Origin of the sequence: Pseudoalteromonas sp. SG45-1 (assembly GCF_014164135.1) — a bacterium.
Classification (GTDB): Bacteria; Pseudomonadota; Gammaproteobacteria; order Enterobacterales; family Alteromonadaceae; genus Pseudoalteromonas; species Pseudoalteromonas distincta.
Genome location: NZ_JACJEP010000047.1, coordinates 1 through 10,932 on the forward strand (window position 1 = coordinate 1; position 10,932 = coordinate 10,932).

General features: G+C 41.2%; 11 protein-coding genes and 1 pseudogene. 6 read left to right on the forward strand and 6 right to left on the reverse strand.

Going from position 1 to position 10,932, the window contains the following annotated elements; all coding sequences use genetic code 11:
* A pseudogene (locus H5117_RS19880) lies at positions 1-127 on the forward strand (IS110 family transposase); the annotation flags it as partial.
* Between the two features lie 105 nt (positions 128-232).
* Here the strand turns inward: H5117_RS19880 and H5117_RS19885 are convergent.
* Genes H5117_RS19885 through pspF form a run of 6 tightly spaced genes read right to left on the reverse strand, consistent with a single transcriptional unit; the run spans position 233 to position 6,588 of the window.
* Positions 233-994 carry an ATP-binding cassette domain-containing protein gene (locus H5117_RS19885; protein WP_002958339.1) on the reverse strand — a complete coding sequence of 254 codons (762 nt, stop codon included), beginning with the start codon at positions 992-994 and terminating at the stop codon, positions 233-235.
* Positions 994-1,986, reverse strand: coding sequence for an oligopeptide/dipeptide ABC transporter ATP-binding protein (locus H5117_RS19890; protein WP_002958338.1), 993 nt, complete (start codon positions 1,984-1,986; stop codon positions 994-996). Before H5117_RS19890 ends, H5117_RS19885 begins: the two co-directional genes overlap by 1 nt.
* Positions 1,987-2,880 (reverse strand): ABC transporter permease subunit, encoded by an 894-nt coding sequence (locus tag H5117_RS19895; protein WP_002958337.1) that lies wholly within the window; start codon positions 2,878-2,880, stop codon positions 1,987-1,989. It lies immediately after the preceding gene.
* The gene (locus H5117_RS19900) at positions 2,867-3,901 is read right to left on the reverse strand and encodes an ABC transporter permease subunit (protein WP_002958336.1); all 1,035 of its coding nucleotides are present in this window, start codon (positions 3,899-3,901) and stop codon (positions 2,867-2,869) included. Before H5117_RS19900 ends, H5117_RS19895 begins: the two co-directional genes overlap by 14 nt.
* On the reverse strand, positions 3,901-5,508 hold the full coding sequence (locus H5117_RS19905) for an ABC transporter substrate-binding protein (protein WP_024596506.1): 1,608 nt from the start codon (positions 5,506-5,508) through the stop codon (positions 3,901-3,903). Before H5117_RS19905 ends, H5117_RS19900 begins: the two co-directional genes overlap by 1 nt.
* A 15-nt stretch (positions 5,509-5,523) precedes the next feature.
* Positions 5,524-6,588, reverse strand: coding sequence for a phage shock protein operon transcriptional activator (gene pspF, locus H5117_RS19910; RefSeq protein ID WP_182724527.1), 1,065 nt, complete (start codon positions 6,586-6,588; stop codon positions 5,524-5,526).
* Between the two features lie 186 nt (positions 6,589-6,774).
* Here pspF and pspA point away from each other — a divergent pair, with 186 nt between their 5' ends.
* The 5 genes from pspA (at position 6,775) to H5117_RS19935 (ending at position 10,642) form a co-directional block, all read left to right on the forward strand.
* A complete protein-coding gene (gene pspA / locus H5117_RS19915; RefSeq protein ID WP_007376832.1) occupies positions 6,775-7,434 on the forward strand; it encodes a phage shock protein PspA in 660 nt (219 codons plus the stop codon).
* Between the two features lie 72 nt (positions 7,435-7,506).
* Positions 7,507-7,740: an envelope stress response membrane protein PspB gene (gene pspB / locus H5117_RS19920; RefSeq protein WP_024596504.1), complete on the forward strand. Its 234-nt coding sequence runs from the start codon at positions 7,507-7,509 to the stop codon at positions 7,738-7,740.
* Positions 7,737-8,138 carry an envelope stress response membrane protein PspC gene (gene pspC, locus H5117_RS19925; protein ID WP_024596503.1) on the forward strand — a complete coding sequence of 134 codons (402 nt, stop codon included), beginning with the start codon at positions 7,737-7,739 and terminating at the stop codon, positions 8,136-8,138. The genes pspB and pspC overlap by 4 nt, the downstream gene beginning before the upstream one ends.
* Positions 8,139-8,201: 63 nt before the next feature.
* Positions 8,202-9,620 carry a YcjX family protein gene (locus H5117_RS19930; RefSeq protein ID WP_182738981.1) on the forward strand — a complete coding sequence of 473 codons (1,419 nt, stop codon included), beginning with the start codon at positions 8,202-8,204 and terminating at the stop codon, positions 9,618-9,620.
* Positions 9,617-10,642, forward strand: coding sequence for a TIGR01620 family protein (locus tag H5117_RS19935; protein ID WP_182733795.1), 1,026 nt, complete (start codon positions 9,617-9,619; stop codon positions 10,640-10,642). Before H5117_RS19930 ends, H5117_RS19935 begins: the two co-directional genes overlap by 4 nt.
* Positions 10,643-10,932 lie beyond the last annotated feature (290 nt).

Sequence of the window (10,932 nt, forward strand, 5' to 3'; positions counted from 1 at the left end):
TTATCATCGGCTAGTCGCGGCAGGGAAACCTAAAAAAGTGGCTATTATTGCCTGTATAAGAAAGCTTATAGTAATCATAAATTCTATGGTGAGGGATGGTGTCATGTGGGATCCTAAAATGGTTTGAAATTAGGAATTGACACCATAGTCACTTGTTAATTAAATACAATTAACAAGAAGACCTAGTTAAATACGGTTACCTTACAAAAAAGTTAGGTATTTATAATCTGCTTTAGCAGCTTAATAAACGCTGCGTTACTTTTGATTGAGGGTTTTGAAAAACATCTTCAGTAGGACCGTATTCAACCACTTCGCCTTTATCAAGTACAACTACAAAATCACTAATGTGACGTACTAAACTTAAATGATGAGTGATCATCACATACGTAAGGCCTGTATCGCGCTGCAGCTTAAGTAACAAGTTTACTATTTGCGCCCGTATAGAGGGATCTAAAGACGAAACAGCTTCATCAAGTACAATCACCTTAGGATCTAAAATTAATGCACGAGAAAACGCTACACGTTGTAACTGCCCCACGCTAAACATATGCGGGTAGTAGTGTTTATGATCGATTAACAAACCCACCTTAGAAAGCGTTGCATCAATCTTTTCAGTGCGTTCACTAGCATCAAGCTCAGTATTATATTGCAGGCAATCATCAAGCATTTCGCCAATGGTTAAGCCCGGGTTGAGCGATGCAGCTGAATCTTGAAAAATCATACGAATATGGCGACATTGATTATCGCGTACGCCATTATCTTCGATAATATTATTCTCGAGCAAAATTTGCCCGCTATCAGCGCTATCAGCTCCTGAAAGTAGTTTTGCCAACGTACTTTTACCTGCGCCTGTTTCGCCAATTATGGCAATGCTTTCACCTTTACCTACGCAAAATGAAATGTTTTTAAGGACTTCAAACTTTTTACGTGAAAAAAGCCCAGCTCGCACATTAAAGGTTTTACAAAGCGCTTGTACTTTTAACAGTGGTTGCATTACTTCATGTCCTTAATTAACGGGAAGTGACACGCATAACTATGCCCATGATGCTTAGTTAGGGCTGGTGTAACCACACAGGCTTTTTGCGCTTGTGGGCAACGCGGCCCAAGGCGACAGCCAATAGGCAAATGTTGCAGAGTAGGGATAGTCCCTTTAAGCGCATAAAAAGGTTCTTTATGTGCTAAGCCTTGCTCGTAGTCTGGCAAGCTTTTTAGTAATGCTTGCGTGTATGGATGGCGAGGCTGTTTAAATATTTCATGGGTTGGGCCTGCTTCAACCATTTGCCCGCAATATAAAACATGAATGCCATGCGACCAATGTGCAATCTCTTCCAGTTCATGAGAGATCATCAAAATAGACATGTTTTTAAGTTGGTTTAAGCTTTTTAGTAACCTAAATACTTGTGCGCGAGTGGTACTTTCAAGTGCCGTAGTTGGCTCATCAGCGATTAATAGCTTAGGCGTGCGAGCAATGGCCATCGCAATCATTACTTTTTGACATACGCCTTCTGAGAGCTCATGAGGGTAACTACTTAGTACTGCTTCGTGGTTTTTAATGCCCACTTTATGAATAAGCGCTTTTACTCTGTCTTTTCTCTCGCGGTTGCGTTTTAAAAAGAAACCTTTAGTTGCGACCTCTGGGAGTGTTTCGGCAATTTGGTCAAATATTTTAGCGGTTGGGTCAAGGCAGCGACTTGGGTCTTGATAGATCATCGCTATATCTTGGCTTACTATTTTACGGCGTTTCTCTGGGCTTAAACGCATTAAGTCTACGCCGCGCCAATGAATACGGTCGGCAGTAATATCCCAGCGCTCGTTTAATACACCAATAATCGCTTTTGCTATTAAGCTTTTGCCAGAGCCAGACTCGCCCACAAGCGCATGTACTTCACCTTCTTTTAAGCTAAAGCTCACTCTGTCTACAGCTCTAATTACAGTTTCAGAGGTACGTAGTTCAATTGTTAAGTTACGAACATCGAGTAATTGCATTTAATCAGCCTTACGTGCTTTTAGCACTTGTCGCAGGCCATCGCCTACTAAATTAGTAGATAACACGGCTAAAAATAACAGTACACCAGGTAGCGCTACAGTCCACGGCGCTAAATAAATAAGGCCTAGATTTTCGGCTAATATTGCGCCCCATTCGGTCGTTGGTGGCTGAGCCCCTAATTTTAAAAATCCCAGTGCTGAAATATCTAATATCGCAGTAGAAAGCGCCATCGTGAATATAACCACAATATGCTCATAAATATTAGGGAAAATACCGCGCGATATTATATGCCAATTAGATGCGCCATCGAGTCTAAACGCAGTAATGTAATCTTTACTTAATTCATCAACAATTAGGTTGCGCACCGAGTGAATAAATTGCGGTAGTAACGCTAAAATAATTGCCCATACGGTATTCATTAAACCAGGACCGAGTATGGCGATTATTATTATGGCCAATAACAAAGAAGGAATAGAAAGTGTTATATCAAGTAAATGATTTAAAAAGCTTGAACGCAACCCTTTACTAATCCCGGCAAAAGTCCCCACTAATACACCAAACAGGGTCGTGATTAGGGCAGCTACAACAGAAAGTCCAAACGTATATGTTGCACCATTCATTAAGCGCGAGAGTACATCACGGCCTAAATCATCGGTGCCTAAAATAAAGCGTACATCGCCCATTTCTCGCCATGAGGGCGGTATGAGTAGTGCATCACTATGCTGTTGGTTTACGCCATAGGGCGCTAAAAAAGGAGCTGTGGCGGCCAATAATGCAAACGCCATAAATATCCATAAACCAACCAAAGCTGGGTGATTGTTTTTAAATTTGCGCCAAAATCGCGCAAGTGGCGATTTATTCGACTCTTCAGAAAATAAATTAAACTTTGCCATGGGCCTGATTCCGCGAGAGTGGATCGAATAAAGTGTAAGTAAGCTCAGCTGTAATAGAGGCTAAAATAACAAATAAAGACACCGCCATTAATCCGCCTTGAATTGCAGGAAAGTCGCGCTGATAAATACTATCGATTAACCATCGGCCAATACCCGGCCAAGAAAAAATAACTTCAGTAATCATCGCAAGTGTTATCAAGGTGCTAAATTGCAAACCAATTTGCTTAATTACCGGTAGTAGAGCATTACGCAGTGCATGGTGCATGATAAGTTGACGGCGGTTAAGGCCTTTTGCCCTAGCTGTTTTAATAAAGTTTTGATCCATTACCTTAAGCATAGACTCGCGAGTAAAGCGCACTAATACCGTGGTTGGATACATGGCCAATACAATAGTAGGGAGTGTTAAATGACGCAGCGCATCAACAAAGGCCATCCCTTTATATGGAAATCCAGCTAGAGCAATATCAATTAATATAAACCCTGTACTGGCGGGTATTTCGTAAAGGAGGCCCATTCTGCCCGACATAGGAAACCAGCCAAGCTTTAATGAAAAAACCATTATTAACAACAATGCGAGCCAAAACACAGGCATTGAATAACCTACCATAGTGACAGAGTTTATAAGTTTGTCGGGCCAGCGTTTATGATAGCCAGAGCCTAAAATGCCAGTAGGTACACCAATAACAACCGATACAATTAATGCATATACGCTTAGCTCTAAAGTAGCCGGTAGTAAGTCAATAATATGGCTAAACACGCTGTTACCAGAGGCAAATGAAAGCCCCCAATCGCCTTGAAATATTCTCCCTAAAAAGGCAATGTATTGCATAAAGTAATTGCTGTTGTATAAATATTTATCCTCAAGCTCACTATGCTGTGCAAAGTTACCACTTGGTATGCCACTTAAATTACTTAGCGGATCACCGGGAAATAAATACGCCAGTGAAAACGTAAATACGCTGAGCATTAGTATCATAAAAAAGAACAAACCAAGGCGACGTAAAATATAATCTAAGATCATTATTTTTTCCTCGCATTAGCAAGCGAAATAGCACCAAACGGGCCAAGTGTTATGCCTTCCACATCAGCGCTACTTGCTTGAAAGCGCAAGCCATGAGCAATTGGTAATAACGGCAACTCTTTAATAATTAAGCTTTGTGCATCTTCGTAGTATTTTTTACGTTTGTTTAAATCAGTGGTGTCTAGTGCTTTAGTAAGCAATAAATCAAATTGGGGATTACACCAGTTTGCAGGGTTTTTGCCACTAAAAGTAGCGGTGCAACTCAGCAGCGGGCTAAAAAAGTTATCAGGGTCGGGTGTATCTGCGGCCCAACCAAGTAATACACTGTCGTGCCTATGCTCGCCAATACGTTGAATAAACGTATTCCACTCATATTCTACAATACTGACGTTAACGCCTACTTTGCGTAAATCACTTTGCATAAGCTCAGCCATTTTACGTGCGTTGGGATTATAAATACGACTCACAGGCATAGCCCATATCGTCATATCAAAGCCATTAGGCAACCCTGCTTCAATAAGTAATTTTTTAGCAAGTTCTGGATCAAACGTAGGTATATCTTCTTGTGGCTCAAATGCCCAAGAGGTTGGCGGCAAAATAGATTGTGCGCGAGTACCGTTACCGTAATAAACCGCCTGCATTATTTTATCTACATCTATTGCGTGCGCAAGCGCTTGGCGTACGCGTAAGTCGTCAAACGGAGCACGCTCTGTATTAAATGCCCAATAACCTATGTTTAAGTTTGTTTCTTTTTCGACGTTTATATCATCACGTTGCGCTAAAATGCTCAATTGCGCACTACTTGGATGAGCCGTTACATCGCACTCTTTAGTCAGCATTTTTGCTATGCGCGTAGTGCCGTTAGGGGTTATATCGTAAACCAATTGCTCAAGTGCAACGTCATGCTTCCAATAAAGTGGGTTACGGTAAAAGCGCACAAGATGATCTCGGCGGTATTCTTTATAAATATACGGGCCGGTGCCAATAGGGTACTGATCAAATAAGTTCTTTTGATTATTTTTCTTAAGTTTCATGGCGTATTCTTCTGAAAGCACCACGGCAAAGTCGGTAGCCATATTAGCTAAAAAACTACTTTCAGGATTAAACAATTCAAAACGGACTTGGTAGTCAGACACGCGCACAATTTTGCGAATAAGTTGATCAATTCCTACACTTTGAAAATACGGGTAATCGGCATCGCCCACAAAGTGATATGGATTATATACATCGAATAATCGGCTAAAGGTGAATATAACGTCGTCGGCGTTAAAGTCCCGCGATGGGGTAAAATAAGAAGTTGTATGAAACTTTACATCTTTACGCAGGGTAAAGGTAACCGATTTACCATCTTTGCTAATTTTCCAATCGGTCGCCAGCTCACTTTGAAACTCTGCCGTAACAGGGTCAATGCTAATTAAGCGGTCGTATAATTGGTTAGCAATTATATCAATAGTTGAACCGGTGGTCGTGACTTGCGGATTAAACGACACAGGGTTAGCTTCAGCGCAATAAACTAAGCCTTGGTTTTTTTCTTCTATGATTTCTTCTTTGCTATCAAGGCAACCAACTAAAGTGGTGGTAAGCAAAACAAGTAATAATTTATGCACCCGCATAACCTCTGACTATTGTTGATCCAACAAGTTGTATTTTTTAAGATAACCACGTAATTGATGATACGTTAAACCAAGTACTTCTGCAGTTTTCTTTTGATTAAATTGGCTATGTTCGAGTGCTTTATTAATCATGTTTATTTCAAAGTCGTTTGAACGCTCTTTTAAGCTGCACGGAAATTGAATATCAACGGCTGAATCATTGCTTGTTTGAGTAACCGGCGGCGTAACAACAATAGGCTCGGCATTAACCGTTTGAGCCGCTACAGGTGCTTTAATACGCGCTTTTGGTCTAAATGGGCTATCGAATGGGTCTAAAATAATCTGGTGAACGGGAATATGTTCACTACCGTGGCGATACAAACTGCGTTCAACCACATTTTTAAGTTCACGAATATTACCAGGCCAATCATAACTAAGCAGTGTTTCTGTTGCGCTTCGGGTAAAACCGCTAAACAGTTCCCACTCTAAATCGCGCGCCATATTCATCGCAAACTGCTCAGCAAGAAGCATAATATCGTCTTGGCGTTCGCGCAGTGGTGGCAGGGTAATTACATCAAAGGCAAGGCGATCGAGTAAATCACTTCTAAATTCACCTTGCTCGGCCAAATAAGGAAGATCTTCGTTTGTCGCACACACTAAGCGGGTATCTACTTTTACAGTTTGTTTGCCGCCAACACGTTCAAACTCACCGTATTCTATAACGCGCAGCAGTTTCTCTTGTACCATAGCTGAGGTATTAGCTAATTCATCTAAAAACAGTGTGCCGCTGTTAGCGCGTTCAAAACGACCTTCGTGACGTTTACTTGCCCCCGTAAAAGCACCGCTTTCGTGGCCAAATAACTCACTTTCGAGTAGGTTTTCGTTAAGCGCTGCACAGTTAAGCTTTACGTAGTTTTGATCCCAGCGTTTTGATAAAAAGTGTAAGCGTGCTGCTATTAGCTCTTTACCTGTGCCGCGTTCACCAATAATAAGTACCGGTTTATCTAAATTAGCCAGTTGCGATACCTGATCTAATACAGACAGAAAGCTATCTGATTGGCCGAGTAAATTATCCTGTTGGCGATATTGGCTCATATTTCCTAACTCTTGGTCATTTTTACTAACAGTTAGTGTATTTCATAATTAGGGATAACTAAAGAAATTTGTATATTTAGTTTAACGTAATGAAAATAAAGTGTATTTTAACTTTTAAAAAGTTGGCAAGCATATTGATACTAGTTATAGCAGACTAACTAAGTTTTAATTACAGAGGTAAATGTTATGGGAATTTTTTCACGTTTTGCAGATATTGTTAATTCTAATATCAACGCCATTTTAGATAAAGCAGAAGACCCAGAAAAAATGGTTCGTCTGATTATTCAAGAAATGGAAGATACGCTTGTTGAAGTACGTTCTACATCAGCTAAAACATTGGCTGAGAAAAAAGAAATTGTACGCCGCTTAGATACACTTAAAGCGCAGGTAAGTGATTGGCAAGATAAAGCCGAACTGGCTTTAAGTAAAGACCGCGACGATTTAGCGCGTTCAGCCTTACTTGAAAAGCAAAAGTCGGCAGATGCAGTTGCTTCAGTAGCGAGTGAGCTTGAACATGTAGAGTCTCATATTGAGAAATTACAGCAAGAAGTAACGACGCTACAAGAAAAGCTAGCAGATGCTAAATCTCGTCAAAAGGCAATTATACTTCGCCAACGTTCGGCTGAGTCGCGCCTTGAAGTGAAAAAGACACTTGATAGCTCAAAAGTAGAAGAAGCACTTAACCGCTTTGAACGTTACGAAACCAAAATTGATGGACTAGAATCTCAAATTGAGTCGTACGATTTAGGTAAAAAGACGTTAGCGGATGAAATTGCTAATCTACAAAAAAATGAAAAGATAGATGATGAGCTAGCCGAACTTAAAAAGAAGTTAGCTGATAAATAATTACATATAAAAATATATGGGGCCCTTGTGCCCCAGCTTAAAAACATCAAAACGGATTGTCAGGAGAGGATTATGTTTGATCCAGAGATATTAGTTGCACCATTTATCTTGTTTATGATTTTTGTTGCTCCGCTGTGGCTAATTTTGCACTACCGTAGCAAGAAACAAGTAAGCCAAGGTTTAAGTGAGCACGAACATCGCCAATTACTTGAGCTTGCACACAAAGCTGAAAAAATGGCTGATCGATTAGAAACACTTGAAGCATTGCTTGATCAAGAGTCACCACAATGGAGACGCAAAGTATGAGTGCCAAACGCGAATTATTAAGAGACCCACAACGCGGTAAAATAGCCGGAGTATGTGCGGGATTAAGTGACTACTTTAATATGGAGTTATGGTTAGTTCGCATTATATTTGTTAGTGCGGTACTGCTAACGGGTGGCCCATTATTTGTGGTAGCGTATATTGCAGCCTGGTTCATTTTAGATAAAAAAGAGCCCGCAACAGCGCAAACAAAAAGCTCAACTAAAACTGACGATCCGCTAGAAGTAAAATTTAAAGTATGGCAAAAAGGCGAGCCGCCGCGCCGCGCATTGCAAGATTTAAAAGAGCGTTTAACGCGTGTAGATACTCGCCTTCAAGATATGGAGCGCCATGTAACTTCAAGCGAGTTTACGGTGAGCCGTGAAATTAACAAACTTTAAAGGATTTAATAGCACCTTATTTGCAGCGTGATAAATTACGGCAAATTAGGTGCAAGACACTTTATGAGCCAATCATTTGCAAAAAAGACCTTTAAAAGCATTAAAGGCAAAGCACAAAAAGCCCTTCATCGCAGTTTAGACCAACACGTAAAGCTTGCCGTAACTGGCCTAAGTGGTAGTGGTAAAACAGCCTTTATTACCGCGCTTGTTAAACACTTAACAACCCAAGCGGACGATAAAAACTTACCTTTTTTTGATGTAATGCGCGAGCACCGCCATGTGGCCACTAAAGTTGTGCCGCAAGAGGCGTTAAAAGTTCCTACGTTTAATTACCCTCGAGCACTCAATGCTTTATTACCCAGCGATGGGATGCCTACATGGCCTGCATCTACCGAGCGTATTAATACGCTGCGCTTGGCAATAAAGTATCAAAGTAATGCAGGGCTGCGCGGCCACTTTTCACCGCAATCAACGCTTTATTTAGATATTATTGACTATCCGGGTGAATGGCTCCTTGATTTACCTATGCTTGAGCAAAGCTATTCTCAATGGTGCGAGCAGCAATATCCATTATTAACTCAGCCTTCGCGCGTAAACACATCAAGTGATTTTTTAATGGCCGTTGAGCAACTTGACTTAAACGCTCCCGTTGATGAAAACGCACTTGCCCATATTGCTCAGCTTTATCAAAGCATGTTAGTCGGGCTTAAAAAAGACACCAAACTTGCCATGTTACAACCTGGGCGCATGCTTATGCCTGGCGACCTACAAGGCGCGCCATTGTTATTGTTTTTTCCGGTATCGGGTGAAATAAACAGTGATGATGTCGTTGCGGGTTCTAATTTAGCGCATTTAATTAAGCGTTTTAACGCCTATATAAAAGAAGTCGTAAAACCATTTTATAATGAGCATTTTAGGCACTTCGATCGCCAAATCGTACTTGTAGATGTACTTAGTGCGTTAAACGAAGGGCACGAAACACTCCAAGAGCAAAGCAGTGTAATAAACCAATTACTCGCACACTTTAATTACGGTGAGTCGGGCTTTTTTAAACGTTTATTTAAGCCCAACATAGACAAAATATTATTTGCAGCTAATAAATCAGATCACATAAGTGCAAAACACCATAAAGATTTAGCACTACTACTTGATTCGCTCGTGCATGAGCAAAGTAATCATTTAAAGTTTGATGGTGTAAAAATAGAAACCATGGCTATGTCGTCAATCACAGCAACGCAGCCGCGCCAGATTACCGACAAAGGCCAAACGCTTGACTGTATTTATGGTAAACCGCTAAACGAGCCAGATTGGCTTACGTATTTACCGCCGCAACCTCCCTCGCGGATGCTTAATAAAAATGAGTGGCCAGCACAGGGATTTGAGTTTTTATCGTTCTCTCCAATGCCGAGCCCCGATAAACAACTAAAACATATTCGATTAGATCATGTCATGCAGTACCTGCTAGGAGACAAATTAACATGAGTGAGTCAAACCAAACATTTCAAGCAGGGCGTCGTATAGATACGCAAAGCATTGAGCAAAACGAACCCGTTTTAGCACCTGCAAAAATTATTCAGCACGGGCAAAGTGATTACGAAGAACTTGAAGATGAAGCACTAGAGCCAGAAATAGATCTAGAGCCTGTATATAAAAAGTCAAAGTGGCAAACACTTAAAGGTGTTTTTGCTATTAGTTTTATAGTACTGGTGCTTTTAGAGTTTGCGTACTCGTTAGTATTTGCTTTCGAGCAGTCAATTATTTTAGGCAGTGTTTATTTAACCGCGGTTGTAAGTGGCGTACTGCTAATAGGGCGCTTATTGTGGCGAGAGTACCGAATGCTGCGCAGTTTAAAGCGTAACCAGCTGCACCGAGTTGAAGCCGACAGGCTTTTAAACAGCGAGCAAGTAGGCGGTGCATTACCTTGGCTCGAAAAGCTTAATAAACACCAAGAGCTTGATAACTTTGAAACCTTTAAAAACCAAGTAGCGATGCATCACAGCGACAAAGAAATAATGACGCTGTACGCCAACAGTTTATTAATAACCCAAGACACCAAAGCTAAAAAGCTTATAAATCGTTTTGCGACTGAATCTGCACTGCTAGTTGCCCTAAGCCCACTTGCGCTGGTGGATATGATGGCTGTGCTTTGGCGTGGTACTAAGTTAATAGAACAAATTGGTAAAATTTACGGCATTGGTTTTGGCTACGCGAGCCGTATAAAGCTTTACCGTATGTTGATAAAACAAGTTATGTTTGTAGGCAGTGCTGAGCTTGTATCTGACCTTGCTGCAACTGCACTAAGTGCTGAGCTTTTAGGTAAGCTTTCGGGACGAGCTGCGCAAGGGGTCAGTGCTGGTATTTTTACAGCGCGTATTGGTTACAAAGCAATGGAGCTTAGTCGCCCATTACCAAGGCTTGAAAACAAACGCAGCTTACTAAAAGGCACTGTGCAAAGCATCGCAGGTAAAATTATGAGCCGTAAAAAGGCGGAGTCAACGCAGTAAAATACGAGGGCGTGTTGATCTTTGATGGTTGAATTTGCAGCAGTGTGTTTGGTATTTAGGCAAGGCAGAGCCTATGAAGTGTGGTTATTCCCCATAAATAGGCGATAACGCAGCATAAATGCAAAACATGCGCTGCCCGTTGGGTTCTTTCTAGGGACGATAAACTCTTTGTTGCCTACATGGATGTAGGTAAGGGGCGTGAGCAGGACGCGGAAGCTTTGCTCGGTTTTTACTTATTCTTACATGGATGTAAGCCATTAGAATAACGCAGGAGCAGTTATCGAGCCCAC

Excerpts from the sequence above, each read along its gene's own strand:
- H5117_RS19885 (WP_002958339.1), bottom strand. The coding sequence starts at position 994 with ATGCAACCACTGTTAAAAGTACAAGCGCTTTGTAAAACCTTTAATGTG.
- H5117_RS19890 (WP_002958338.1), bottom strand. The coding sequence starts at position 1,986 with ATGCAATTACTCGATGTTCGTAACTTAACAATTGAACTACGTACCTCT.
- H5117_RS19895 (WP_002958337.1), bottom strand. The coding sequence starts at position 2,880 with ATGGCAAAGTTTAATTTATTTTCTGAAGAGTCGAATAAATCGCCACTT.
- H5117_RS19900 (WP_002958336.1), bottom strand. The coding sequence starts at position 3,901 with ATGATCTTAGATTATATTTTACGTCGCCTTGGTTTGTTCTTTTTTATG.
- pspF (WP_182724527.1), bottom strand. The coding sequence starts at position 6,588 with ATGAGCCAATATCGCCAACAGGATAATTTACTCGGCCAATCAGATAGC.
- pspA (WP_007376832.1), top strand. The coding sequence starts at position 6,775 with ATGGGAATTTTTTCACGTTTTGCAGATATTGTTAATTCTAATATCAAC.
- pspB (WP_024596504.1), top strand. The coding sequence starts at position 7,507 with ATGTTTGATCCAGAGATATTAGTTGCACCATTTATCTTGTTTATGATT.
- pspC (WP_024596503.1), top strand. The coding sequence starts at position 7,737 with ATGAGTGCCAAACGCGAATTATTAAGAGACCCACAACGCGGTAAAATA.
- H5117_RS19930 (WP_182738981.1), top strand. The coding sequence starts at position 8,202 with ATGAGCCAATCATTTGCAAAAAAGACCTTTAAAAGCATTAAAGGCAAA.
- H5117_RS19935 (WP_182733795.1), top strand. The coding sequence starts at position 9,617 with ATGAGTGAGTCAAACCAAACATTTCAAGCAGGGCGTCGTATAGATACG.